The organism is bacterium (genome assembly GCA_024224155.1).
GTDB lineage: Bacteria > Acidobacteriota > Thermoanaerobaculia > Multivoradales > JAHEKO01 > CALZIK01.
The window spans coordinates 1-26587 of the sequence record JAAENP010000449.1 but is presented as its reverse complement, the minus strand read 5'-3'; the positions used below and the strand labels follow the sequence as shown (position 1 = coordinate 26587).

Genomic DNA, 26587 nt, shown 5'->3' with positions numbered 1-26587 from the left:
TCGAAGGCATCGACACCCGGCCGGAGGGTTCGGCGGCTCAGTTCACCCACGAGAGCATTCTTCGGGACTACCGCATTGCCTGTCGGAGTCGGGAGGCGAGCTTGCTCGGGCGGCGCGAGGTGTTCAGCGGCAAGGCGAAGTTCGGCATCTTCGGTGACGGCAAAGAGGTGGCCCAGCTGGCGCTGGCGCGGGCCTGCCGGCCCGGAGATATCCGCTCCGGCTACTACCGCGATCAGACCCTGCTCATGGCTCTGGGTCTTCTGAGCGTGGAGGAGCTCTTCGCTCAGCTCTATGCCGATCCGGATCCGGAGCGCGAGCCGTGCTCCGCCGGCCGGCAGATGACCGCCCATTTCGCGACCCACTTTCTGGATGGCCAAGGTAGTTGGAAGAACCTCCTCGCAGAGGTTCAGTCCTCGGCCGACGCTTCGCCGACCGGATCACAGATGCCGCGATTGGTGGGTCTGGCCTACGCCTCACGTCTTTACCGCCAGCTCGGGGGTCTTTCGGATCTCTCGGGGTTTTCCGAGAACGGCAACGAGATTGCTGTCGGCACGATTGGCAACGCGACCTGCGCCGAGGGTATTTTCTGGGAGTCGATCAACGCCGCCGGTGTGCTCCGGGCGCCTATGCTGCTCTCGATCTGGGACGACGGCTACGGCATCTCGGTGCCCAACGAGTACCAGGTCACCAAGGGCGACATGACCGAGCTGTTGCGCGGCTTCCGGAGAGCACCGGGCGAAGACGCCGGTTTCGACATCTATACGGCCAAGGGCTGGGACTATCCCGGCCTCTGTGAGACGTATCTCAATGCGGCCGAGATCGTCCGACTCGAGCATGTGCCCGCGATCGTGCACGTGCGCGAGATGACCCAACCTCAGGGACATTCGACCTCGGGCAGCCACGAACGCTATAAGTCGGCCGAGCGACTTGCCTGGGAAGAGGAGTTCGACTGCATCCGACAGATGAGGCTGTGGATGATCGCGCAAGGGTTTGCCAATGAACGGGAGTTGGCGGACGTTGAGGAGGAAGAGAAGAGCTCGGTTCGAGAAGGCCAGCGCTCCGCCTGGGAGAAGTTCCGGGCCTCGGTCGACATCGACCGGCAGGTTTTCGATTCCCGGGTTTCACAGCTGGCGAGCACTTCGCGCCACACCGACGAGATTCGCGCGGTCGAGCGCCGGCTGGATCGCCTGCCTCACGCTCTGCGGCGCGAGTTGATGTCGGCGGCGACCGAGCTGCTGATCCTGACTCGTGACGAAAGCCTCCCGGAGCGCGATGAGCTCGCCCAGTGGCAGCGGCAGCAGCTCGACGTCAACCACGAGCGCTATGGCTCCCACCTCCACAGCGGCACGGCGGCATCGGCTCTGGCGGTTGCCGTGGTCCCCGCGGAATACGAGTCCGGTTCAGAAGCCACTCCGGAAAGTCTGCGCGGCTTCGAGATTCTGAACGCTTGCTTCGACCGGGCTCTCGAGCGGTATCCCAATCTCGTCGCCTTCGGCGAGGATGTCGGTCGGCTCGGCGACGTCAACCAGGGCATGTCCGGCCTCCAAGAGAAGTACGGCGAGCTGCGAGTGTCGGACACGGGCATCCGTGAGGCCACGATTCTCGGCCAGGCCATCGGTCTCGCGATGCGCGGCATCCGGCCGATCGCCGAGATCCAGTACCTGGACTATCTGCTCTACGCGCTTCAGATCATGTCGGACGATCTGGCGACGCTGCGCTGGCGCACCCGGGGAGGGCAGTGCGCTCCGGTCATCGTCCGAACCCGCGGCCACCGCCTCGAGGGCGTCTGGCATTCGGGCTCAGAGATGGGCGGCATCCTCAACCTGATTCGGGGCATGTACCTGTGTGTGCCGCGCAACATGACCCAGGCCGCGGGCATGTACAACACCTTGCTCCAGTCCGACGATCCGGCGGTGGTGGTCGAGGTATTGAACGCCTATCGGGCCAAGGAGCCGATGCCCACCAATATCGGTGAGTTCACGGTGCCGTTGGGTGTTCCGCAGGTCCTCCGCGAGGGTTCGGACGTTACCCTCGTGACCTACGGCGCCTGCTGCAAGATTGCGCTCGCGGCGGCCGATCTTCTGGCGACCACCGGCACCGAGGTCGAGGTTGTGGACGCCCAGACTCTGCTTCCGTTCGACGGCGAATCCCGCATTCTCGAGTCGATCAAGAAAACCAGTCGCGTCGTCTTTGTCGACGAGGACGTCCCGGGCGGCGCCACCGCCTACATGATGCAGAAGGTCCTGGTGGAGCAGGAGGCCTTTCAGTGGCTCGACGCCGAGCCGCTCACCATCAGCGCCAAGGCCCACCGGCCGCCCTACGGCTCCGACGGCGACTACTTCACCAAGCCCAATCGCGAGCAGATCTTCCACGCGGTCTACGATCTGATGCACCGATCGGATCCGGCGCGGTATCCCGAAATTCGGTAGCCGCCTCCTGATTGGCCGGCCTTCCAGCCGCCCAGTCGGCGCTGTGGGTGAAGGGCCGGCCGCGTACCTCCCTTTACAACCGAAGGCTGGCGGCTATCCTTACATGAACCCGAGCTGGAGCTTCGCCGCCTCGGTCATCATGTTCTGATTCCAGGGTGGATCGAGCACGACCTCGACGTCGACCAGATCGACCTCGGGGAGGTCCTCGATACGGTTCTTTACATCGGCGGCCAGAACCGGACCCATGCCGCAGCCGGGCGCGGTCAGCGTCATCTTGATGGTGACATAGAAGCGATCCGATCCTTTGTCGTGTAGCTGGCAGTCGTAGACCAGGCCCAGGTCGACGATATTGACCGGGATCTCGGGGTCGTAGCACTTCTTCATCTGGGCCCAGACGCGATCTTCGAGCGAGCCCTCCCGGAGCTCGGCGCTGTGGTCCTTGGGCGGCTCCTTGCCTATAGCGTCGGCGTTCTTCTCGTCAATGCGGAACATCGCCCCGCGATCGGTCATCACGGTGAAGCTGCCGCCGAGCTCCTGGGTGATCCAGACTTGCTCACCCTCCGGAATCATCACATCGATTCCATCCGGGATCTGGATGGCCGGGACCTCGCGGGCGATTGTGGTGCGTTCGTGCGACATCCGTCCTCCTGGAGGAGGGAGTATACGTCCACCAGCGAGATGGTGACTGAGCGACCGGGGACACCATTCGTTGGTGTCCCCGAGGTTTTTCCTAATTCCTTGTCAGAAAAAAGGGCTCAGCGGAAATACTAGTAGATGCTGGTTGATCGCGAAGGGTGGTGCCGGGAGGTCCCGTTCCCGGTTGGCTGAAACATCTGGTCTACCCTTGTGAGAAGGGAAGTAAGGTTAGATGAATCAATGCGTGGTTGAGCTTCTCTCTCTGACGAGAGGGATGGGAAATGGTTTTGGTGGGCGGAACCTCCCGTTTGGCACCATAAAGTAGAGCCGGAATTCGCTGTCCGGCTTCGAGTACTCTACCTGAGTCCGCCTGGGGAACGCAAAGTTATTCATGGTGGTGCATGCCGCCCATGTCTTTGTAATACCTGAAGAAAAGCGCATGTCTTCGTGGCCGGCCTCGTTCTTCGACCCGGTGATAGGGTCGCCCGCATGCTGCGGAAGTCCGTGTGCGCCTTTCTCGGCTTTTCGGGACTCCTGGGGCTCGGTTGCAGTTTCGATTCTCGTGAGGAAACGTCGGAGGACATGAGCGATCGAGCTGAGGAGCTGGCCCGCGAGTTCCTGCTCGTGGATACCCACATCGACGTGCCCTATCGGCTGGCCGAGGGCGGCGATGAAGACATTTCGCAACGCACGGAGGGCGGCGATTTCGACCACCCCCGCGCCATCGCCGGCGGTCTGAATGTCGCCTTTATGTCGATCTATGTTCCGGCCGACTTCCAGGAGAGCGGAGGCGCCAAGGATCACGCGGACAGCCTCATAGACATGGTCGAGGGTTTCGAAAAGCGCTGGCCGGACAAGTTTCGGGTCGTGCGGGATACGGAGGCCATCACCGGGATCGGAGATGGCGTCTTGGGCTTGGCTCTCGGTATGGAGAACGGCGAACCGATCGAGGGCGATCTGGACAACCTACGCCACTTCTACGATCGCGGCATTCGCTACATCACCTTGACGCACTCCGAGAACAACCACATCAGCGATTCCTCCTACGCCAAAGAGAAGAAATGGGATGGACTGAGCCCTTTCGGCCGGGAGGTTGTGAGCGGGATGAACCGGCTCGGCGTCATGATCGACGTGTCACACCTTTCGGATGCGGCCGCCGAACAGGTGCTGGAGCTGAGCGCGATACCCGTGATCGCTTCGCATTCTTCGGCGCGCAAGTTCACCCCGGGTTTCGAGCGCAATATGAGCGACGAGTTGATCGTCAAGCTGGCCGAGCACGGCGGCGTGATCCAGATCAACTTCGGCTCGACGTTTCTGACCGAGGAAGCGAACCGGATAGGGCTTGCCACCTGGGCGGCCGCCGAGACCTACGCCGAGGAGAACGGCCTGGATTCGGATGGGCCCGAGATGGAAGAGTGGATGAAGGAGTACCGCAAGACCAACCCGATGCCGCTGGCGGATCTGGGCGACGTGGTCGATCACATCGAGCACGTGATCGAGATCGCGGGAATAGACCACGTCGGGCTGGGCTCAGACTTCGACGGCGTGGGGCCGACGCTGCCCGAGGGGTTGAAGGATGTTTCCCAGTTTCCGAATCTGATTCGGGCACTTCTCGAACGGGGACACTCGGAAGACGACATTCGCAAGATCTGCGGCGAAAACCTGATGCGGGTATGGCGCGCGGTGGAAGCCGGCGCCGAGACCGCATCGGTCTAAGGACGCGACACCGGCTCAGGTCTGGGGCGCCTTTGCCTGGACGTTCCGGCACCGGCTCCGACCCCGCTCGCGCGAGGCCTTTCGGCTTGTGCGGTCCGACGGGCCATCGCGTGAGGACTGCCGTCCGGCATTGGTCCTCACGCTTCTCGCACTTTGCCTAGATTGCTCAGTAGCGGCCGGTTCCGTGACTTTCAGGCCAAGGTGTCCCTGGACCGACCAAGCCCGGGCGGCAGATCCTCACGCGGCGGCTCTGGCGTGCTACGCGGTCTTCTCTTCCACGTACGGCTCTCGCAAGTTCACCGGCTTGCCCCGAACCTTCTTGAGCCTCAAGTTCAGCATCTCGACGAACACCGAAAAACCCATGGCGAAATAGATGTAGCCCTTGGGGATGTGGAAATGGAGTCCGTCGGCGACCAATGCGGTGCCGATCAGCAAGAGAAAGCTCAGTGCGAGCATCTTGACGGTCGGATGCCCCTCGACAAAATCGGCGATGGCCTTGGCGAACACCATCATCACACCGACGGCGATGACCACGGCGGCGACCATCACCTCGATGCGCTTGGCCATCCCAACCGCGGTGATCACCGAGTCGAGTGAGAAGACGATGTCGAGCAGCATGATCTGGAAGATCACCGACCCGAAGGAGGCAGCCGCGGCTGCGGATTTCTCGCCTTCGACGCCCTCGAGCTTCTGGTGGATCTCGTGTGTGGCCTTGGCAAGCAAGAAGAGCCCGCCGATCAGGAGGATGAGATCACGCCCCGAGACGCCCTGCCCGAACACAGCGAAAACCGGCTCGGTCAATCGGATGACCCACGCCAGCGAGAACAGCAGCAGGATCCTCATACCCATGGCGGCGGCGAGGCCCAGGGTGCGCCCCTTGCCGCGCTGCTCGAGGGGGAGCTTGCCGGTCAGGATCGAGATAAAGATGATGTTGTCGACACCCAGTACGATCTCGAGCGCGGTCAGCGTGACCAGTGCGATCCAGGCTTCCGGCTCGAACAACCACTCCATTGCTTCCTCCCTGCTTCGGTGCTGAGAAGCGCCGCGCGTGATTCGCGCAGCTTTCTGCCTACCCCCCGGGGTAGTTTTTCGACTAACCCCGGACGAGTTTCCGACCTAGCCGTGCGTGCTTGTCAAATGTTAGTACGACGCATAACCTAGCCGCCAGTGAGAGGCCTAAGTCAACGACTCGGACGTCTGGTCGTCATTGCGGGAGCTGTATCGCTTGCGGTTCTGCACGTTGCCGTCCTGTTTCGCCGAGTCGCCGACGGGACCCTGCTCAGGCCCTTGGTCGTTGCTCAATGGCTGGTCGCATTCGGGTTGCTCGCGGTCGTCGGCGCACTCCATCGCCGAGGTGTAAGCATCTTGCGCGGTCGCCCCGCGGCGGCTTTCTGGATTGTCGTTGCGCTGATGCACGGCATTGTCGCTCTGCCGGGCGGCCCCGGATTCGTCGGAGTTCTCAACGCGGTTCCGGTTACGGACACGGTCCCGATGGGGTTCGGTCTGCTGGCCGGCGCTCTTGCGCTCCTGGCCGGGTTTCTCGCCTCCAGAGCCAGCTCGGTACCCGAACGTTTCGGTTTCCACCGGGCATGGAGCGCTCCGCGGCCGGTATCGCGCCCGCTGAGTGCCTCGGCAGCCCGGGCGCCGCCCGCCTGATCTTCCCTGCATTCTGATGCGCGAGCTCCGTGTTGATCACGGGGCAAGGCGATGCGTGAGCGCCGATCGGCGTCGAAGCGCGTCAAGACGAAGATCCAATCGGAGCCAAAGAGGAAGATGCCCGGACCCGAAATCGATTCCACCCTTCACCTGCTGGTGCTGCGCTTGCCGGCTCTGACGACCGTCTGCGCCGTATGGTTTTGCTGGGAGCTTTTCGCTCGCTATCGGCAGAAGGGTGGCGGCCCGCATCTCCTGTGGTGGGGTATCGGCATGGCGACCTACGGTGTCGGCACGCTCACCGAGGCACTCACGTCTTTCGTCGGCTGGCAGCCGCTGGTGTTCCGCTTCTGGTATGTCGCGGGCGCCTTTCTGGGTGGCTACCCCCTGGCGCAGGGCTCGATCTATCTCTTGATGAAGCGCCGTTTCGCCGACTGGTCGGCCTGGATCGTGTGCAGCTTGATCGCCATCGCTTCAGTGCTGGTTTTTCTTACTCCTCTCGACATCGGCCTGGCCGAGCCTCACCGGCTCTCCGGCCGAGTCATCGAGTGGACCTGGATTCGGGCGATCAGCCCGTTCTTCAATCTCTATGCGGTGCTGTTTCTCGTGGGCGGCGCGATCGTCTCGGCGATGCGCTTCCGAGCCAGCCCGAATCTCCGTCACCGTTACGTGGGCAATATCCTGATCGCCGTGGGCGCGATCCTGCCAGGCATTGGTGGGGCCATGACGCGCGCCGGCTATGTGGAGGTGCTCTACGTAACCGAGTTGACGGGTCTACTTCTGATTTACGCCGGGTACCGGTTGAACGTGTCGAAGAAGGCCGTTCTGCAACCGGTAGCCCAAGGCGCTAGTTGAAAGGTTCTTGAAATGAGAAGGAAAGTAATTGTGTACAGCAGGCGCCACATGAGCGCCTTCCTGGCTGCCATTCTTTTGGTTGCGGGTCTTTCGGTCGCTCTGGGCGCGGCCCAGGCGGCGGTGGATGCAGACGCGGCCGAAGCCAATGGCTCCGAGGAGATCACTCGGGGCTACTTCAGGGGCGAAACGACGGTAACCGCCACCGGAACCGAATCCGAGTCCTTCGAGATCGCGACCCCGGTGACGGTGCTGACTCGTGAGCGGATCGAACGCGAGGCGCCTGCCAACGCGTCGGACCTGCTGCGTTTCGAGCCCGGTGTGGACGTCAACGGCGTTGGCCCGAATCAGTCGCGTCCGGTTATTCGCGGACAGCGCGGCCTGCGCGTTCTCTTTCTGGAGAACGGCCTACGCATGAATAACGCCCGGCGCCAGACGGATTTCGGTGAGATCCCGGCGCTCGTGGACCTCGAGAGCGTGGAGACGGTCGAGGTGGTCCGAGGCCCGGCCTCGGTTCTCTACGGCAGCGACGCTATAGGTGGTGTCCTCAACCTGCTCACCAAGAGACCGCTGTTGTCCGGCGGCGGCGGCATGGCCGGCTCGGTGGTGGCGCGCTACGGCTCGGCTGGGGATGCGACTCGCCTGGAGGCATCGCTCATGCGCCAGTCCGACCGCAACTCGTTCCGGCTTGGGGGCTCGATTCGAGACGCCAGTGACTATGAGGCGCCGAGCGGAAGCTACGGTGAGATCGATCTCGCCGCCGACGTGGACGTCATCGACACCGGCCTCGAGGACAACAGCGTTTTCGCGGTCTTCTCCAGAGCCCTGACCGACAGCCAGGAGTTCTTCGCGCGCTGGAACCGCTACCGCGCCAAGAACAGCGGGTTCGGTTTCGTCGAGCCGGATCTCCTCGGGGACGAGGAGGACTTCCGCATCCGGATCATGTACCCGTTTCAGGACTTCGATCGGTTTACCTTCGGCTACCAGGGCTCCGCGCTCGACACGACCATCGCGGACTCCATCGAGGTGCAGACCTACTTCCAAGACAACGAGCGCGAGCTCGCCAATGACATCGATATCAACATCGGCCCGATCGCTCCCGTTCCGGGCTTCCCGGATTCGAGCGTCGAGGCCGACACTCAGAACCTCACCAACCTCGAGAGCTACGGGTTGCGGGCCGAGACCATCAAGGCGGTCAACGACAAGCATCTCGTGACCTACGGCCTCGAGTGGTGGACCGATGATTCCGTCAACACCGACCGTTCGGTGACCACGACCACGATTCGTTTTCCGGGGCCGCCGTTCGAAGTCCAGGATGTGTTGATCGACGAGATAGCGAATGCGCCCAATGCCGAGAATGAAAGCCTGGGGCTGTTCGCGCAGGGTGAGCTGGCGTTGGCGGATCGTGCCACCGTGACCTTGGGGGCTCGCTACCAAACGGTCGAGACCCAAGCGAATCCGACCCCGGACTGGGACGTCTCCGGCCTGAATTTCGAGGACGACAGTCTGGTCGGAGCGCTGAACTTCATCTACCGGTTGTCGGATCAGTGGCGGGTGTCGGCTTCGTACGCTTCGGCCTTCCGGGCTCCCAACATCGTCGAGCGCCTGTTCAACGGGCTGACGCCCGAAGGCTCGGGGTTTCAAGTCCTCAACCCGGATCTGACCTCTGAGGAGAGCGACAACATCGATTTCGGCATCAAGTTCCGCAACAAGAAAGCACTGGTCGAGCTGTTCGCGTTTCGCAACGACATCAACGACGGCGTCATTCAGTACTTCTTCAGCCCGGCCGAGATCGCCACGCTTCCGCAGGCCACGCAGGACGAGATTCGAGACACCGGTGTTCGCTTTGTGGTCCAGCAGCGCAACATCGATCGCCTGCGATACGAAGGCCTCGAGCTGCGAGTTGACGTGCGACCCAACGACAGCTGGTTCGTGGGCGGAAACTTCACTCATCTCGATGGCGAGCGCCGCGACAGCACCAATCCGCCGACCGGCGATACCGTTACCGACAAGCTCAACTTCTACACACGCTGGGTGCCGGCGGGCAGCGACTACTGGCTCGAGTATCGGTTCCGCCACAATGGCGACGAACGGGCCAACCTGGATCCGGGCGAGCCGATTCCTCCGGTGGGCGAGATTCTGCCCTCGTTCTCGGTCCACAGCCTGAGCGGTGGCTGGACCTTCAAGTCGGGCTCGGCGGGCCAGCACGAGCTGGGTCTGATTCTGGACAACCTGACCGACGAGCTCTACGCGGAGTTCTCCAACGCCACCTTCTTCCGGCCTCAGCCGACGAGGAACGCGACCCTGACCTACCGGCTCAGGTACTAGGACCTGTTCATGTCGTCGTCGGGGGGGGGGCTCCGGCCCCCCTTCCTCTATGTGTGCGAAGACGGATCGACCGTCTTGCATACGGATAGGCAGACCCCGACATGCCGAATAGGGCTTCGCGCCACCTCGAGGGAGGGTGACATCGGCGTCGCCACGGGATACCGTCTCCCTGCCGTTCGAGGGCCTCAAGAGAATGACCACAGCAGCCGACACGACACCCCCCAGCGTACGGACCTCAGGGCTCGGCAAGCGCTTCGGGCACAAATGGGCCTTGGCGCACGTCGATCTCGAGGTCGGGGCCGGTGAGGGGTTGCTGGTCGTGGGCGACAACGGTTCGGGCAAGTCGACTCTGTTGAGGCTTCTTGCCGGGCTCCTTTTGCCGACACTGGGCACGGTCGAGATTTTCGGGGCTTCCCCTCAGGACCCCGGTAGCGGCGCCCGCTCCCTGCTGAGCCTGGTGGGACACCAGGGCAACCTCTACGAGGCGCTGACGCCGTTCGAGACGCTGGAGTTTTGGAACCGGCTCGATGGCGGCCACAAATCCGTCAGGGACCTCGAGGCTCTCCTCCGAGAGGCGGGACTGTCGAAGGACCGCGATACCCGGGTCAACGGGTTTTCGGCCGGCATGCGCAAGAGACTGAGCATCAGCCGCCTCCACCTGGAGAACCCCAAGGTTGTTCTGCTCGATGAGCCGTTTTCAGCGCTCGACGAGACCGGCCGCAACTGGCTTCTGGGCACCCTCGCGCGTCTGCGTGAATGCGGTGCCACCCTCATCGTCGCCTCGCACGACCCCCAGCGGGCCATACCGCTATGCAATCGCGCGATTCGCGTGGATCAGGGCCAGGTCATCTGGCAGGGCGCCGTGGGCGACATGGAGCTGCCCCGATGAGTGCCCTGCAGCAGACCCTCTATGTAGTCCGCAAGGACCTTCTCCTGGGCTGGCGAGGCCGCACGCGGACCCTGGCGGTGGCGCTGTTCGGGATGGTCGCTCTGGTTCTGTTCTCGTTCGCGGTCGCCGCTGACGGGGAGGTCGGAGTCTCGGCCGCGGCCGGATTCCTGATCGTGGCGCTGCTGCTGAGCTCGATTCTCTCGCTCGAGGAGAGTTTTCGACTCGAGGCCGAAGATCGTGCGCTGGAAGGCCTTCTGCTTCTGCCGGTCGATCCGGTCGCCATCTACTATGGCAAGGCGATTGCCAATACCATCCTCCTGATCCTGCTGGGCCCCATCCTGCTGCCGCTGACCGCGATCTTCTTCTCGCTCGAGCTGGACGGCGCCAATGTGCTCGGGCTGATCTTGCTCTGGCTGCTCGCCTCGGCAGGTATCGCCGCGCCCGGCACCCTTTACGCCTCGATGACCTCTCGAGTGACCGGACGCGACGTCATTCTGCCGCTTCTTCTCTTTCCGTTGACTCTGCCGATTCTGATGACCGGCGTTCGCAGTTTTGATCTGATTCTGCGCGGTGACGCGATGAGCCAGCTCAAGGGCTGGATTCTCCTGCTTTCGGCCTTCGACCTGATCTATTGGATACTGTGTGGCGTATTGTTTTCACGTACACTTGAAGAGTGACCCGGAGAGTGACCAAATAGTGAAAAAGATAGTTACTGGAATGGGTTTGTTCGGAGTCCTGCTGTTCCTGGTGGGCAGCTACCTGGGCCTTTTCTGGGCTCCTCCTGAACGTTACATGGGCGAGGTGCAGCGCATCATGTACGTGCACTTGCCCAGCGCTTGGGTCGGCCTCCTGTGTGCGACCTTCGCTCTGGTTTTTGCGGTCGCCTACCTATGGACCGGAAAGAACAAGTGGGACGACCGGCTCGTCGGCGCTCTGGAAGTCGCCGTTCTTCTGGGGGGGCTGCTCCTGGTCCAGGGCATGCTCTGGGGACGGGTGACCTGGGGTGTCTGGTGGACCTGGGACGTGAGGCTGACCACGTCGCTGATCATGTTCTTGCTGTTCGCCGGCATTCTCGCGCTGAGAGCATTCGTCGAGGAACCCCTGCGGCGGGCAACCTGGACTTCGGTGGCCACGGTGGTCGCCTACGTGGACGTGCCGTTGGTCTACTTCTGCGTCAGGTGGTTCCGGAGCCTGCACCAGGTCCAGTCGAGCCCCGAGACCGTGCACTCGGCCATGATCGTGCCGCTTCGGATGAACTCGTTCGCGGTGCTGTTCATAGCGATCTGGCTCATTGCCTGGCGAGCGCGGATCGAAAGCAAGACCCGAGGCACCGAAACCCCTCCGGAGCGGCGCCCCGTGACCGGACGAGCGGAAGGAGAGTCCAATGCCTGAAGCACCCGAAGGCGTCATAATTGGCGGATGGCCGTTCGTGATCGCGGCCTATACGATTACCACGATCGGTCTGGCCGCGGCAATCGCGCGGCTGGCGAGCTGGCAGCGAAAGATCGACAAACGAGCAAAGGGCGCATGACGGGCGTTGTGCGCGCTGGAAGGAGATTTCATGGCGAGTAATACATCCCGTCGCAAGGCGTTCTTTGCGCTGGCGATCGCCGCTATCGCCGCCATTTTGATTTTTCTGGCGGTCGGCGGTGTCGGCGAGAACCTGGTCTACTACTGGAGTCCTTCCGAGCTGACTGCCGCTGGCGAAGAAGCCCGAGGTGCGACGGTACGCCTGGGCGGCCTGGTCGTGCCCGGGAGCGTCGTCCGAGGCGACGACGGGCTGCAGCTCGATTTCGCCGTAACCGACGGCACCGCGCAGGTCGCGGTGCGCGCGCGCGCGGTTCCACCCGCGATGTTTCGTGAAGGCGTCGGGGTTCTGGTCGAGGGCCGCATGGGAGCCGACGGTGTCTTCGTGACCGAGCGGCTGATGGTCAAACATGACAATCAGTACCAACCGCCCCACGAGGTCGACGAGCGCACCATCGAAGAGCTCTCCAAGAGCATGCAGTTCGAGGCCGACGACACTTGATCTCGACACTGGGCCAGATCCTGGTCCTGATTTCCCTGCTGGCATGTGCCGTCGGCATTCCGGCCGGCTATCTGGCCGGTGCTCGGCGCTCGGCCGAGGGGCTCCGACTGGTCCGTCGCCTCGCCTGGGTCTATTTCGGCGCCATGATGCTGGCGACTCTGGCGATGGAATACGCGCTGGTGACGCATGATTTCTCGGTTTCGTATGTGGCGCAGGTCGGTTCTCGCGCGACGCCGCTCCACATCACGATCGTTTCGCTATGGTCGTCGCTCGAGGGTTCGATCCTCTTCTGGGGGTTCGTCCTGGGATGCTTTATCGTCGCCGTCGCCGTCCTGCAGAAGCGCGGGCACGAAGACTACCTGGCCTACACGCTGGCGACCTTGTTCGTGATCGGGGCGTTCTTCAGCTTTTTGATCTCCGGCGTGGCCAATCCGTTCGGGGCGACTCCGGCTCCGATCCCGATAGACGGTCCGGGTCCGAACCCGCTGCTCCAGAACCACGCGCTGATGATCGTCCATCCACCGATGCTCTATCTGGGCTACGTGGGCATGTCGGTCCCGTTCGCGATGGCGGTCGCTGCCCTCATACGGGGCCAGCTGGGGCCGACCTGGCTGCTGCCGCTCCGCAACTGGCTGCTGGTGCCGACCGCGTTTCTGTCCCTGGGAATCATGCTCGGTGGGTGGTGGTCCTACGAGGTATTGGGGTGGGGAGGCTACTGGGCCTGGGATCCGGTCGAGAACGCGTCCTTTCTGCCCTGGCTGACCGCGGTTGCGGCGGTGCACTCGGCATTGGTGCTGCAAAGGCGAGGCTCGCTCAAGGCCTGGACCGTGGTGCTGGTCATGGTGACGTTCCTGCTGACCATTCTGGGCACGTTCTTGACTCGCTCGGGGGTCGTGAACTCGGTCCATTCATTCACCCAGAGCCCGATCGGGCCCTTGTTTCTGGGCTTTCTGGCAGTGAGCACGGTGGCGGTTGTAGTTTTGCTCGCGCTTCGCGTCGACACGCTGGCCGCCGAGCCCAGGGAAGAATCGCTCTGGACGCGTGAGGGCGCGGTTCTGGTCAACAATCTTCTCTTGGTGAGCCTGACGTTCACGGTGCTGGTTGGCACGGTGTTTCCGATCGTCGCCGAAGCGGTACGGGGCGTGAAGCTGAGTGTCGGAGAGCCCTACTTCAACCGAATGGCGATTCCGGTGTTCTTGGCGCTGCTGCTCTTGATCGGCATGGGACCGGCTCTGCCATGGGGCAAGACGCGCAAGGGTGGAGTCGGTAGAGCCTTGCTCATGCCGATCCCGGCGGCTGTCGCTGGGATGTTTATCGTCTTCGCCTTCGGCGTGCGCGAGTGGGCGCTGCTCCTGACCGCCGCCCTGACCGGGTACGCGCTATGGGTCACCCTCAAGAGGGGGGCGGAGCCGGTGCTGCGTTCGAAGAAGCGAACCGACAAGAAGGCGGCGCGGATAATCGGCGGCTACGTTGCACACTTCGGCCTGCTCGTGACGTTTCTCGCGATCGCCATCTCGGCCACCTACCAGGAGTCTCAAGAAGCCACCGTACGGCCGGGTGAGACCGTCGTGGTGGGCGACTATGTGCTGACGCTTCAGGGAGTCGGCGTCGAACAGCAGGAGCACCGGGCTTCCCAGCAAGCCACGGTGCAGGTGGCGAAGAACGGCAACGTGCTGGGCACCCTGAAACCCGCCCTGAATCAGTACGAAACGATGCGAGAGCCGATCGGCACGCCGGACGTTCGCACGACCTTGACGCATGATCTCTATCTGACCCTGCAGAGCGTCGGTGGAGACGGCGGAGCCGGGCTGCGGGCCATCGTCACGCCGGCCGTGCTCTGGATCTGGATCGGGGTTTTCGTGATCGTTATCGGGACGGCCATGAGTCTCGCGAGCGGGCTGGCCGCGCGGAGCTCGCGGAGTCCGGCATGAAACTGAACAGCAAGGTCGTCGTGGTCGGGGCGGCCGTGGCGCTGCCCCTGCTGGTTGTGCTGGCTGTCTCGCTGCGTTTCGATCCCAGAACGATCCCCTCGCCCTTGATCGGGACCCAGGCGCCGGTCTTCGAGCTCGAGGATCTCGACGGCGAGACCGTGAGCTTGTCGGATCTCCGCGGCCAGCCGGTCCTGATCAACTTCTGGGCGACCTGGTGTCAGCCGTGCGTTGTCGAGCATCCGGTTCTCGTGGACGGTGCGCGTCGCTACCAGGGCCGGGCCAAGTTTCTCGGCATCATCTACCAGGACGAGAGAGAGAAGATCGAGCGCTTCATGAGACTTCGTGGCAACTGGGGCTCGACTCTCGTGGATCCGGAAAGCAAGGTGGCGCTTGCCTACGGCGTCTACGGGGCGCCCGAAACTTTCATCCTGGATCGAAACGGCAAGATCGTCGAAAAAGTGACCGGGGCGATGGGTCCCCGCCAGCTGGACGCCTTGCTGGGGCCGTTGCTGTGAGCGTGGCTCGCAGGCTCTGGGCTCTCTGGGGCGTGTCGCTGATCATGGTTTCGACCCTGGCCGGGGCCCAGTCGGCTCCCGAGGAAGCTGCGCAGGAGCCCGCGGCCGCCGGCCTGGCCAGAGATCTCATCGGTGCGCCATTGGGCGAGCGACTTGCCGGGCCCGAGCTCGATCGGTTGACCGAAGAGGTCACCCGCCTCATGCGCTGCCCGGTGTGTCAGGGCCTTTCGGTCGCGGACTCGCCGACGACCTCCGCGCTTGCGATGCGCGAGGAGGCGAGGGATCTCCTGGCTTCGGGCTATACCGAGGACCAGGTGCTGGCCTACTTCGAGCGCAGCTACGGCGAGTTCATCCGGCTGTCGCCGAAGCCCGAGGGCTTCAATCTGGTGGTCTGGATTCTGCCCTTCGGCGCGCTCCTGGCCGGAGCCCTGGTAATCGCAGGCCGGATGCGCCGCCGCGCCCGGCTCGCCCCCGAAGCCGCGGGTGAGCGGCCGACCGCTCGGAAGCCCGGCGGCGAGATACCGGCGGAACTGGCGTCCTATGCCGAGCGGGTGCGGCGCGAGGTGAACGAATGAGTCCCGATCTCTGGGTCCCGGGCGTCTTGATCCTCGCCTTTGGTGCGGCCGCGGGGTGGTGGTTGACTCGGCGTCGGCCGAGCTCCAGTGCTTCCGTGGAGGAGAGCTCCCGAGCACTGGCGGCCAAGAGCTCGCTCGAGGTTGAGGACCTGCGCCATCGCCGCGACGAGCTCTATGCCCGGCTGCGGGGCGCGGAGCTTGACGAGAAAGAACGCCGAAGTCTCGAGTTGGAGGCTGCCAAGGTCCTGCAGAGACTGGATGCGGAAGAGTCCCGGGAAAGCGCGGCCGACGAGAAGGCCGCGGCGAAGTCGGACCGCGTCGCCACGCCTCACAGCAAGGCGCGCACCCTACTGACCGGTTTCGCGTACGGGGGGGCTACCGCGGCCCTGATCGCTCTGCTCGTGTTCTGGGCCGGGCGCGACGCGACCGAAAGAGAGCCGATGCCGGGTCAGGGTGGCGGCGGGCCGACCGCCGAGCAGCCTCATCCGGTGGGACCCATGCCCCCGGAGGTCGCGGCCGAGGTCGCACAGCTTCAGGAACGGCTTTCCTCAGAGCCCGGCGACCTTGGCGCCCGCAAGCGCCTGGCGCTGCTCTATCTCAACACCGACCAGTATGTTCCGGCCTTCGAGCAGGCCGAGGCTGTGCTGGCCGCAGTGCCCGACGATATCGATTCGCTCTACGTCCAGGGCGTGGTTCGCATGACCATGGGGCAAGACGATGCCGCGCTCGCTCAGCTCGACCGAGTTCTCGAGCTGTTCCCGAATCACGTCCGTGCCATGACCGTGCAGGGGCTGGTTTTCGCGCGCCAGGGGAATCGAGATCGGGCGGCCGCGATCTGGAACCGGGCCCTCGAGATCGGCGGACCCCAGCCCCAGATCGAAAACCTGCTGGCAATGCTCGAGGCGGAGGGGCGCGAGGAGCTTCCGCCGGGGCATCCCCCGGCCACCGGCGCGCCGGGCGAATCCGCGCAGGCCGGCGGGATCACGGCCCCGAGTGAGTATCGGGTGCGCGTCGAGGCTGACACGATTCCCGGGTTCCAGCAGACCGGCAGTCTGTTCGTGTCTTTGCGAACCCAACCGGGCGGGCCTCCGATCGCCGTCAGGCGCATCAATCAGCCGACCTTTCCGATGCTGGTGAGCGTCGGAGCGCAGGACATGATGATGACGGAGGAGGGAGAGTTGCCGGAATCGGGGCTCTTGACGGTCCGCTTGGACCAGGACGGCAGCGTTTCGACCCGGGGTGAGGACGACCTGGAAGGCTCGGCCGAGATGAGCCGGGGCGACCTGGTGACGATCGTTCTCGACTGACGGGACCGGCGGATCAGCCGGGTCAGGGAGTCGAGACGTAGTTGTCGATCAGAATCGTGCCGGCGCCGCTCGAGCCGGCCGGGAAGCCCAGCGTGACCGAGCTGACCTTCTGACGGTCGGTGTCCAGATCGGCCGTGAAGATGCGCCGCTTGCCGTTCTTGAAGACCTCGATCTGGCCGTCGTTCGCTCCCGCTGCGCTTGCCGCCATCCAGTCGATGTCGATTCGAACGGTTCTCGACCGCGGCACCACGGTGCGACCGCTCTGGGTGAAGCCCCCGGTGTCTTGCCGTGTCAGCAGGTTCAGGAAGTATGCCTCGCCGGTTTGCTCGAGAGTCAGCCGAACATGCCCCTTCTTGCCGCTTCCGGTCAGGCGCAGAATCTCGGCGGCGCCGTTCGCCAGATTGACCCTGTTGACGTTGAGGTCGAAGGCCAAGCGGAAGGTCTTCTCGGCGGATGGCTGCTTCGAGCGCACGAAGCTCTTGCCCCGCCCGGCCTCGACCTCGAGGGCGGCGCTCGAGCGCTTGAGACCCTCCGGAGCCACGCTGATACCGCCGTGGCGCTGCGACCAACCGAGCGTGTCGCCCGACTCGAAGTCGGAGGCGAACAGATACTGGCCGACAACTCGATACACGTCACCGCGAAAGTGCACAAAGAACAGGTTGCCCTTCGAGTCCTCGGCGAATGTGGTGATCAGAAGACCGCTCTGCAGAAGCTCGTTGACCACCCACGCCCCGGCCTCGTTACGGCGGGCACCCCACATGTCGCCACGGCAGAAATCGGCGAAGATGTAGAAGCGCGGCAGGGTCGGGACCTTGGCCCCGCGGTAGCGGTAGCCGCCGGTTACCGAGTTGCAGGTGCCGGCCTTGTGCGGGTAGCTGATGATCGGCGCGACCAGCGACTCGTCGGCGCAAGCGTCTTCACTCAAGATGCATCGGGGCCCTTCTTTGATCGGCCAACCGAAGTTCTCTCCGCCCGCACTGCTACCGAGCTGATAGTTGATCTCCTCGTACTGCGCCGCGCCTACGTCGCCGATGAACAGATCGCCGGTTCGATGATCGATGGAGAACCGCCAGGGGTTGCGCAGACCGTAGACCCAGATCTCGTCACGGGCATTCGGGTCGCCTACGAAGGGGTTGTCCTCGGGAATCGCATACGGGAAGGCGCTGTCGACGTCGATTCTGAGGATCGAGCCGAGCAGGCTTTCGAGGTCCTGCGCCGTCTCCCGGGTCCCACCGTCGCCCGCGCCGAGGTAGAGGTGGCCGTCGGGGCCGAAGGCGATTGCGCCTCCGTTGTGCGGCAGGTCGGGTTGGTTCCAGCGGATGATTCGCTCTTCGGAAGAGCGGTCGCCGACGTTCGGGTCGGAGGAGACCGAAAAACGTGCCACAACCGTCCGGGACTGCTTGTCGGAGTAGACGACATAGAAAAAGCCATTGTTCTCGTAATCGGGGTGGAAGGCCAGGCCCAGGAGCCCGCGCTCGTTTTCGCAGCAGGTGATCTTCTTGGACAGGTCGAGAAAGAGCCTCGGAAGCAGTACTCCGTTCTCGAGGACCGCGATCTGGCCGGCCTGCTGGACGATGAACAGGCGATCGGTTCCGTCGAGTGGATCGACCAGTCCCGTAGCGCGACCGATGGCCTCGCCGTCCAGGATCTTCTCGAGACGGATACCCGCCGCTGGAGCGTTTTGAGCGGCCACGGGGAACTCGAGTGGGGGAAGCGCCAGGGCCGCGAACGCCAGTAGCTTCAGAGCAGGTTGCTTTGGAAAACGCATCGTACGCTGGGTCATCTTGATACCTCTTGGCGATCCAGGCTAAGGAGTCGAAACGTAGTTGTCGACAAGGTAGGTGCCGGCCCCGCCCGAGCCCGCGGGGAGACCCAACGTGGCCGAACCGATCTTGCGTCGGTCGTTGTCCAGGTTCGCGGCCGAGATCCTGGGTTTGCCGTTCTTGGACAGGGTGACCTGGCCGTCGCCTGCACCGGGGCCGCTCGCCGCCATCCAGTCGAGCTCGATGCGCACGGTGCGCGAGCGCGGAACGCCGGTGCGTCCGAGCGAGAAGAAGGCTCCCGAGTTGTTACGCGCCAGAAGGTGGAGCCAGTAGCGGTTACCGTCCTGTTCGAGAACCAGCCGGATGTGCCCGCGCTGGGTACCGCTGGCCAGCCGGAAGATCTCGGCGGTGTCGTCGGACAGGTTGACCTTGTTGACGTTGAGGTCGAAGCCGACGCGAAACGTCTTCTCGGCCGAGGGATGCTTCGAGCGGACGAAGCTCTTGACGCTGCCGGCGTTGATCTCGAGAGCCGCGCCCGAGCGTTTGAGCCCCTTTCCGATCACGACTACATTCCCGCGGCTCTGCGACCAACCGCGCGTATCGCCGGACTCGAAATCCGAGGCGAAGAGGTTCTGGCCGACGAGGCGAAAAACGCCCTCACGGAAAGTCACCACGTAGAGGTTGCCGTTCGCGTCCTCCCCGAAGGAGGTAATCAGTCGGTCGGTGTCGAGGAGGCGGTTGACCACCCAGTTGCCGGCCTGGTTCTGACGCGCGCCCCAGATCTCGCCGCGGCAAAAGTCACCGAAAATGTAGAAACCGGGCAGGGTCGGGACCGCCGGGCCCCGATAAAGGAAACCGCCGGTCACCGAATCGCAGGGCTCGTCGTCGTCGTGAGGATAGGCGATGATCGGGTCGACCAGGCTCTCGTCGGCACAGTCCTCTTCCCGCCGCAGGCATCGAGGGCCCTCTTTGATCGGCCAGCCGTAGTTGGCCCCTCCCGGGCTGCCGCCGGCCAGATAGCTGACCTCTTCCCAGAGGTGCGCGCCCACGTCGCCGATGAACAGATCGCCGGTCTTGCGGTCGAAGGAGAAGCGCCAGGGATTGCGCAGGCCGTGCACCCAGACCTCCTCCCGCGCATCGGGATCGCCGACGAAAGGGTTGTCTTCCGGAATCGCATAGGGAAATGCGCTGTCGACATCGATTCTCAGGATCGCGCCCAGCAAGTTGTCGAGCTCCTGAGCTGAGTTCCGAGTCCCGCCGTCGCCCGAGCCGAGATAGAGGTAGCCGTCCGGGCCGAAAGCGATCGCGCCCCCGTTGTGAGGCAGGTCCGGCTGCTTCCAGCGGATGATCTCTTCCTCGGAGGCAGGATCGGCGGCGTTTCGGTTGTTCGACACCGAGAACCGGGAAACCACGGTTCTCGATTTCTTGCTGACGTAGACGACGTAAAGATAGCCGTTCCTCTTGAACCGGGGATGGAACTCCAGGCCGACGAGGCCGCGCTCGCTCTCGCAGCAGGAGATCCGGTCGGAAATGTCGAGAAAGACAGTCGGCAAGAGGACACCGTTGTCCAGGATTCGGATCTGACCGCTTTGTTGGGGTAGGAAGAGTCTGCCTGAGCCGTCGCCGGGGTCGACGAGACCCAGGGCGCGGGCCAGGGCCTCGCCACCCACCATGAGGTCGAGTCGGACCGCGGAGGCTTCCCGAGCGAGGGCCGCCGGGGGCCTCAGCGCCGTAGTGAGGCCAAGGGCCAGCGCGACCGTGGTGACGAGCAGGATCAGGCGCCCGGTCATGAAGTCTCCCTTCGCAGGCAGTGAGCCCATGCCCGGCAGCTTCTAGCTCGGCTCGAGGTCGGCCGCGCGATTGCGGTACAGATTCGGATCCACGACTTCGACCATCTTGTCGACGGCCAGGTCCAGGCCCAGGAAGTCCTTCATCCGGCGGGCTTCTACCTCCGGGTAAGCGAGAACTTCGCTGTAGCCCACTTCGATCCACTCGAAGTGCGGTTGGCGCCTGAGCAGGTACTGGGCGCGCCAAACGTCGCTGGCGAAGAGCTCGGCCATACGCTCGTCATCGGTCGCCGAATTCTCTCCGCGCCGGTCGAGCATCTTGGCCTGGGAGGCGAGGACCTCGCTGATGTTGCGGCGGATGAAAAGTACCTTGTAGTTGTTGGATCCCGGCAACGACCGCAGCAGGTTGGAGATGATCTTGATGCCTTTGCCCCGGGAGTTCTTGAGCCAGTTCTTGTCTTCCATTCCGTGGAGGTTCTTGACCCGCTCATCCTCGTAGTAGCCCTTCGGGTTGTCTTCGTCGGCGGTTCGGATACCGTCCTGGACCAGCGGCAGGCCGCCGGCCTCGAGCATCTTCATGGCCATGGAGGTGCCCGAGCGGGGAAGGCCGGAAACCACCACGATGGGCTTGCCGTAAACGAGCCTCCGAAACAGGGATCGCAATGAACTCATTGGCTGAGAAACAAAAAAGGGTTAGTATTTGGCGGTGACCTGCCGGCTCTGCCAGGGGCCGGCATTCCCGCAACAGGCTACTTACGATATCCCGATCCACGGGCCCGAAACCACCCCCTTTGAGTAATCTCCGCGCTGGCCGAGCGCTGCTTTGTCTTGCCTTCGTAGGGGCCTTCCTTCTTGCGGGGGCTGCCACGGCAGAGGCCTACGTGGGGCCCGGAGCGGGCTTCGCGCTGGTGTCGTCGTGTCTGGTTGTTTTCACCACGATGCTGATCGCGCTGGCGACCTTGCTCATCTGGCCCTTTCGGTGGGTCTACCGTAAGCTGCGCCGACGGAGCGGCGATAAGCCCAGGATCAAGCGCTTCATCATGGTGGGCCTGGACGGGCAGGATCCGCGCCTGACCGACAAGTTCATGCAGGAGGGCAAGCTTCCGAATTTCAAGAAGCTGGCCGAGGCGGGCTGCTATGAGCGCCTGGAAACGACCTATCCGGCGGTGTCGCCGGTGGCCTGGTCGTCGTTCGGCACCGGCACCCACCCCGCCAAGCACAATATCTTCGACTTTCTGAGTCGCGATCCCAAGACCTACCTGCCGCAGATGTCGTCGACCGAGATCGGCACGATCGAGAAGTTCCTCAAGCTCGGCAAGCTCCGGATCCCAATGCACAAGCCGGAGCTCCGGCTGCTGCGCAAATCGAAGCCCTTCTGGACGCTACTCGGCGAAGCCGGGATTTGGAGCACGGTACTGAGAGTGCCGATCACGTTTCCGCCCGACAAGTTCTACGGCGCCGAGCTTTCGGCGATGGCGGCCCCGGATCTCTTGGGCACCCAGGGCACCTTCCTGTTCTATTCGACGCGGAAGTCGGACGAGAAGTTCAAGGAAGGCGGGATGCGGATTCCCCTGGCTCCAGATGGGCAGACCAACGGCAACAAGAATAGGTTCTCGACCGCCATCGACGGGCCCGAGAACATCTTCTACAAGGACACGCCGGCAATGGCGATTCCGATGGAGATCGAGCTCGATCGCTCGGCGAAGACCGCCCGGCTGCAGCTCAACGGGGACTCCCACGAGCTCAAGGCCGGCGAGCTCTCGGACTGGATCAAGCTCACCTTCAAGGCGGTTCCGGGCGTCAAGGTCATGGGTATCTGCCGCATGCTTGTCACCGAGATCGATGAGCACTTCTCCCTCTATGTCACACCGATCGCGCTCGATCCCGAGAAGCCGGCCATGCCGGTCTCACATCCCGCCTACTACTCGACCTATCTGGCCAAGCAGCAGGGTCCCTATTCGACCCTGGGCCTGGCCGAGGACACCTGGGCGCTCAACGAGGACGTGGTCGGAGACGAGACCTTTCTCAAGCAGGCCTACGACATCGATTCCGAGCGCCAGCAGATGTTCTTCAACGCTTTCGACCGACTGAAGAAGGGCTCGCTGGTGTGCGTCTTCGACGGTACGGACCGCATCCAGCACATGTTCTGGCGCTACCTAGAGGACGGCCATCCGGCGGCGCGCGGCAAGGAGGACGCCGAGCACAAGAACGCCATCGAAGAGCTCTACCTGCACAACGACAGGCTGGTCGGGAAGGTCATGGGCAAGATCAAGAAGGGCGACCTGCTGATGGTCATCTCGGACCACGGCTTCACGTCGTTTCGCCGCGGCATCAATCTGAACACCTGGCTGCACGAGAACGGCTACCTGACGCTCAAGGACGGCGCCGACGGCAGTGCCGAGTGGCTGCGCGACGTCGATTGGTCGAAGACCCGAGCCTACGCGCTCGGTCTGTGCGGAATGTACTTGAACATCAAGGGCCGCGAGGCGGAAGGCATCGTCGAGCAGGGCGAGGTTGCCGGCCTCAAGAAGGAACTGATCGAGAAAATGAGCGGCCTGGTCGATTCGGAAAGCGACGAGGTCGGCATCAACGAGCTCTTTGACACGCGGGCGCTCTACCAGGGGCCCTATCTCACTAACGCCCCCGACTTCATCGTCGGCTACAACCACGGCTACCGGATCTCCTGGGACGGGGCCACCGGCGTGGTTTCGGGCCCCCTCTGGGAAGACAACGTCAAGGCATGGAGCGGTGATCACGGTGTCGACCCGAGGATCGTGCCCGGGGTGTTCTTCTGCAATCGGAGGATCGACGCGGCGGACCCGGCGATCATCGACATCGCTCCGAGCGTTTTGAGGCTGTTCGGCCAGAAGGTCCCGGCGCACGTCGACGGCAAACTACTGTTTAGCGAGGACAATCTGACGGTGGGCGGATAGCCCGACGGCGTCTCATTGCGAATGCTGGTGAGAAGCTCCAGCCAGGCGGAGCTCTCGGAGAAGGAAGATGAGTAGGAAAACAAGAATCGGTAAGACGAGCCGCCGAGCGGCGCTCCTAACAGCGCTGATCTTGGGCATCGGTCTCGTCGCGTGCTCCGAGAACGAGCCACCGGAAAAACAGGTGATCGTTCTCGGGTTCGACGGCATGGACTACCTCTACACCCAGCGACTGATGGAAGAAGGCCGGATGCCGAACTTCTCGAGAGTCGCGGAGACCGGGGGTTTCGGGCCGCTGGCCACCGCGGTGCCGCCTCAGAGCCCGGTGGCCTGGTCCAACTTCATCACCGGTATGGACTCGGGCGGCCACGGTATCTTCGACTTCGTTCACCGTGATCCGGATTCGATGCAGCCCTACATGTCGACTTCTAGGACCGAGGGCGAAGAAAAGTCGCTCAAAGTCGGCAAGTACAAGTTCCCGCTCGTAGGTGCGGAATTCAAGCTCCTGCGCCACGGAACTCCGTTCTGGGAGCTGCTCGAGGAGCACGGAGTCGAGTCGCACATCTACCGGATCCCAGCCAACTATCCGCCTTCGGGCTTGGCGTCGAGAGAGCTGTCGGGCATGGGAACACCGGACATTCTCGGCACGCCGGGTACGTTCTCGTTCTACACCTCGGACATCTTCGTCAACGAGCGTCAAATGTCGGGCGGTGCGATCTACGCGCTCGATTTCTGGGAGAACCGGGCCGAGGGACGGCTGCACGGGCCCGAGAACATATATTTGCGCCGTCGCCAGACTCTGTCGACCGATTTCACCCTTCACGTTGACCCGGAGGCGCCGGTCGCCAAGCTGGTAGTCGGCGATGAGGAAAGAATCCTGGCGGTGGGCGAGTGGAGCGACTGGGTGCCGATCGAGTTCGAGATGATTCCCACGCAGACCCTGCCGGCGATGGGGCGGTTCTACTTGAGGAGCCTCAAGCCCGAGGTCGAGCTCTATGTTTCGCCTCTCCAGGTCGATCCGATGAACCCGGCATTCCCGATCTCGACCCCGCCGAGCTTTGCTGAAGAGCTGGCGCGCCGGACCGGCCGCTTCTACACCCAGGGCATGCCCGAAGACACCAAGACCCTGACCGGCGACGTCTTCACCCGCGAAGAGTTCCTGGCGCAGGCCAAGATCACCGGCGACGAGATCCTGAAACAGTACGAGCACGTGCTCGACGATTTCGACGCCGGCCTGCTGTTCTACTACTTCGGCAACCTGGATCTGATCTGCCACATGATGTTTCGCGCGACCGATCCGGCGCACCCGGCCTACGACCCCGAGCGCGATCCTGAGTATCTGAAAATCGTCGAGGGGATCTACGAGGCCTTCGACAAGATCGTCGGTTACACCCTCGACAACATGCCCGAGAACGCCAAGCTCATCGTGATGTCCGATCACGGCTTCTCGAGCTGGCGTCGGGCGTTTCACTTGAACAACTGGCTGATCGAGAACGACTACATGGTTCTGAAGAACCCGGCCAAGGTCGGCGGCACCAACATCTACTCGAACGTCGACTGGAGCCGTACTCGCGCCTACGGACTCGGCTTGAATGGTCTGTTCATCAACGTCGCGGATCGCGAATCGAACGGCATCGTGCCCGCGTCTGAGCGCGACGCCTTGATCGCGGAGATCTCGGAGAAGCTCCTCGCCGAGATCGATCCCCAGACGGGCGAGCCCGCGGTGACCAAGATGTACAAGCTGGAAGACACCTACTCCGGCGAGTACCTGGGGCTCGGCCCGGATTTGCAGGTCGGCTACAACAAAGGCACGCGGTGCTCGTTCGAGTCGGCGATCGGTGATCTCACCGACGAAGTCATTTCGGACAATCATTCCGAGTGGAGCGGAGACCACTGCATGGACCACACCAAGGTGCCGGGGATTCTCTTGACCACCGACGAGCTGGCGCGGCCGGCGAAGTCCCTGAAGGAGCTCGGCGGTTCGGTTCTGGCCGAGTTCGGCATCGATTGGACCGAGACCGCCACCGGCGGATAGGAGAACGACGTATGTTCGGAACGACCAAAGTCAAGTTGGACTCGGACCTGGTGGCCAAGATCAAGCGCTACGCGGACATCGCCGGCTACTCGTCGCCCGAGGAGTTCATCACCCACGCTCTCGAGAAGGAGCTCGCCAAGCTGGCAGACGCCGGCTCGGAGGAGGAGATCAAGAAGCGCCTGCAGGGGCTGGGCTACATTTCGTAGCTTGGTCGCGACGACCGACCGACGATGACCTGGATCAACTCAGCGCTGCGCGCGGTCTTCGACGCCGCGCTCGCGCCGTTCTCCGGCCTGCCGGAAATGGCGGGTCTGACGCTCGTCTCGCTGATCTGTGCGATCGGGATGCTTTGGGTCTTCAAGCGCACGTCCAACCAGAATGCGCTGGCCGCGGTCAAGAGCCGGATTCACGCGGGTCTCTTCGAGATCCGGCTGTTCAATGACAACTTGCCGGCGATCTTTCGGGCTCAGACACAGATTCTCAAGGCCAACGCCAAGTACCTCTGGCATTCGTTGCCGCCCTTGCTTTGGATCATCGTGCCCTTCGTATTCATCGTCGCGCAGCTCCAGTTTCACTACGGCTACAGGGGCCTGCAGCCGGGCGACTCGGTACTGCTGACCGTGCGCTTGAGCGAGGATGCGGACGCGTTGACCGTCGAGGGCAAGCCCCGAGCGGCCCTCGAGCTGCCCGCCGGGCTCGAAGCCGAAGCCGGACCGGTCTGGGCGCCGGCGCTACGCGAAATGAGCTGGCGAATCGGTGCGCGGGAGCCGGGTGACTACAGCCCGGTGATTACCTTCGAAGGCGACCGGCTGGAGAAGTCGGTGCGGGTGGTTGACGAGATCACACGCCTTTCGCCGCATCGGGTTGCCAAGGGCTTTGTGGCGGAGCTGGTCTATCCGGCGGAGGCGCCGTTCGACTCCGAGCAAGGCATCGAGTCGGTCGAGATCTCGTATCCGGATCGCGAGGTCAACTTCTTCGGCTGGCGGACGCACTGGATGGTGGCGTTCTTCATCCTGACCATCGTCTTCGCGTTTCTGTTGCGAAAGCCCATGGGCGTAACAATCTAGCGCCCGGGCGTTGACGGCGGCTCGCCAAGCGATTCGCCAGGGGCCGGCCCCTGGAGAACTCGTCTGCCGACCGCCGTCGAAGCGCTTAGCCGGTGCGCCTGAACCAGAGCGACCCGAAGTGGGTGTCGTAATCCGCTACTTCGGT

At 63.4% G+C, this 26587-nt stretch carries 23 protein-coding genes; 18 read left to right on the top strand and 5 right to left on the bottom strand.

Annotated elements, in window-relative coordinates; all coding sequences use genetic code 11:
* Positions 1–8 precede the first annotated feature (8 nt).
* Positions 9–2429 (top strand): transketolase, encoded by a 2421-nt coding sequence (locus tag GY769_21800; GenBank protein ID MCP4204552.1) that lies wholly within the window; start codon positions 9–11, stop codon positions 2427–2429.
* 99 nt (positions 2430–2528) lie between these two features.
* Here GY769_21800 and sufT read toward each other — a convergent pair whose 3' ends face one another.
* Entirely contained in the window at positions 2529–3068 is a 540-nt protein-coding gene (sufT, locus tag GY769_21795) for a putative Fe-S cluster assembly protein SufT (GenBank protein ID MCP4204551.1), read from the bottom strand.
* A gap of 579 nt (positions 3069–3647) precedes the next feature.
* Between sufT and GY769_21790 the strand changes: the two genes are divergently transcribed.
* Positions 3648–4781 (top strand): membrane dipeptidase, encoded by a 1134-nt coding sequence (locus GY769_21790; protein ID MCP4204550.1) that lies wholly within the window; start codon positions 3648–3650, stop codon positions 4779–4781.
* A 258-nt stretch (positions 4782–5039) separates the two neighbouring features.
* Here the strand turns inward: GY769_21790 and GY769_21785 are convergent, their stop codons facing one another.
* Complete coding sequence (locus tag GY769_21785) at positions 5040–5792, bottom strand: TerC family protein (protein ID MCP4204549.1); 753 nt, start codon at positions 5790–5792, stop codon at positions 5040–5042.
* A gap of 156 nt (positions 5793–5948) precedes the next feature.
* On the opposite strand from GY769_21785, the gene GY769_21780 reads away from it, so the two are divergent.
* The 12 genes from GY769_21780 (at position 5949) to GY769_21725 (ending at position 16860) form a co-directional block, all read left to right on the top strand.
* Positions 5949–6437 (top strand): hypothetical protein, encoded by a 489-nt coding sequence (locus GY769_21780; GenBank protein ID MCP4204548.1) that lies wholly within the window; start codon positions 5949–5951, stop codon positions 6435–6437.
* Between the two features lie 117 nt (positions 6438–6554).
* Positions 6555–7289: a hypothetical protein gene (locus GY769_21775; protein ID MCP4204547.1), complete on the top strand. Its 735-nt coding sequence runs from the start codon at positions 6555–6557 to the stop codon at positions 7287–7289.
* A 12-nt stretch (positions 7290–7301) separates the two neighbouring features.
* Positions 7302–9614: a TonB-dependent receptor gene (locus tag GY769_21770; protein MCP4204546.1), complete on the top strand. Its 2313-nt coding sequence runs from the start codon at positions 7302–7304 to the stop codon at positions 9612–9614.
* A gap of 193 nt (positions 9615–9807) precedes the next feature.
* Complete coding sequence (locus tag GY769_21765) at positions 9808–10503, top strand: ABC transporter ATP-binding protein (protein ID MCP4204545.1); 696 nt, start codon at positions 9808–9810, stop codon at positions 10501–10503.
* Positions 10500–11180: a transcriptional regulator gene (locus tag GY769_21760; protein MCP4204544.1), complete on the top strand. Its 681-nt coding sequence runs from the start codon at positions 10500–10502 to the stop codon at positions 11178–11180. The genes GY769_21765 and GY769_21760 overlap by 4 nt, the downstream gene beginning before the upstream one ends.
* Positions 11181–11220: 40 nt before the next feature.
* A complete protein-coding gene (gene ccsA, locus GY769_21755; protein MCP4204543.1) occupies positions 11221–11895 on the top strand; it encodes a cytochrome c biogenesis protein CcsA in 675 nt (224 codons plus the stop codon).
* On the top strand, positions 11888–12034 hold the full coding sequence (locus GY769_21750) for a hypothetical protein (protein ID MCP4204542.1): 147 nt from the start codon (positions 11888–11890) through the stop codon (positions 12032–12034). The genes ccsA and GY769_21750 overlap by 8 nt, the downstream gene beginning before the upstream one ends.
* 30 nt (positions 12035–12064) lie before the next feature.
* Complete coding sequence (locus tag GY769_21745; GenBank protein ID MCP4204541.1) at positions 12065–12532, top strand: cytochrome c maturation protein CcmE; 468 nt, start codon at positions 12065–12067, stop codon at positions 12530–12532.
* On the top strand, positions 12529–14463 hold the full coding sequence (locus GY769_21740; protein ID MCP4204540.1) for a heme lyase CcmF/NrfE family subunit: 1935 nt from the start codon (positions 12529–12531) through the stop codon (positions 14461–14463). Before GY769_21745 ends, GY769_21740 begins: the two co-directional genes overlap by 4 nt.
* A complete protein-coding gene (locus GY769_21735; GenBank protein ID MCP4204539.1) occupies positions 14460–14978 on the top strand; it encodes a redoxin domain-containing protein in 519 nt (172 codons plus the stop codon). The genes GY769_21740 and GY769_21735 overlap by 4 nt, the downstream gene beginning before the upstream one ends.
* Before the next feature lie 2 nt (positions 14979–14980).
* Entirely contained in the window at positions 14981–15553 is a 573-nt protein-coding gene (locus GY769_21730; GenBank protein MCP4204538.1) for a cytochrome c-type biogenesis protein CcmH, read from the top strand.
* Positions 15550–16860 (top strand): tetratricopeptide repeat protein, encoded by a 1311-nt coding sequence (locus GY769_21725; GenBank protein ID MCP4204537.1) that lies wholly within the window; start codon positions 15550–15552, stop codon positions 16858–16860. Before GY769_21730 ends, GY769_21725 begins: the two co-directional genes overlap by 4 nt.
* Positions 16861–16882: 22 nt before the next feature.
* On the opposite strand, the gene GY769_21720 is transcribed toward GY769_21725, so the two are convergent.
* Genes GY769_21720 through GY769_21710 form a run of 3 tightly spaced genes read right to left on the bottom strand, consistent with a single transcriptional unit; the run spans position 16883 to position 21082 of the window.
* Complete coding sequence (locus GY769_21720) at positions 16883–18643, bottom strand: PQQ-dependent sugar dehydrogenase (GenBank protein MCP4204536.1); 1761 nt, start codon at positions 18641–18643, stop codon at positions 16883–16885.
* 24 nt (positions 18644–18667) lie between these two features.
* Positions 18668–20443 carry a PQQ-dependent sugar dehydrogenase gene (locus tag GY769_21715; protein ID MCP4204535.1) on the bottom strand — a complete coding sequence of 592 codons (1776 nt, stop codon included), beginning with the start codon at positions 20441–20443 and terminating at the stop codon, positions 18668–18670.
* Positions 20444–20455: 12 nt separating this feature from the next.
* Positions 20456–21082, bottom strand: a complete 627-nt coding sequence (locus tag GY769_21710; protein MCP4204534.1) for a sulfotransferase — start codon at positions 21080–21082, stop codon at positions 20456–20458.
* A gap of 266 nt (positions 21083–21348) precedes the next feature.
* Between GY769_21710 and GY769_21705 the strand changes: the two genes are divergently transcribed.
* The 4 genes from GY769_21705 (at position 21349) to GY769_21690 (ending at position 26442) form a co-directional block, all read left to right on the top strand.
* Positions 21349–23343: a nucleotide pyrophosphatase gene (locus GY769_21705; GenBank protein MCP4204533.1), complete on the top strand. Its 1995-nt coding sequence runs from the start codon at positions 21349–21351 to the stop codon at positions 23341–23343.
* A 67-nt stretch (positions 23344–23410) separates the two neighbouring features.
* Positions 23411–25375 carry a hypothetical protein gene (locus GY769_21700; protein ID MCP4204532.1) on the top strand — a complete coding sequence of 655 codons (1965 nt, stop codon included), beginning with the start codon at positions 23411–23413 and terminating at the stop codon, positions 25373–25375.
* Between the two features lie 11 nt (positions 25376–25386).
* Positions 25387–25581: a hypothetical protein gene (locus GY769_21695; protein ID MCP4204531.1), complete on the top strand. Its 195-nt coding sequence runs from the start codon at positions 25387–25389 to the stop codon at positions 25579–25581.
* Between the two features lie 24 nt (positions 25582–25605).
* On the top strand, positions 25606–26442 hold the full coding sequence (locus tag GY769_21690) for a hypothetical protein (protein ID MCP4204530.1): 837 nt from the start codon (positions 25606–25608) through the stop codon (positions 26440–26442).
* Positions 26443–26587 lie beyond the last annotated feature (145 nt).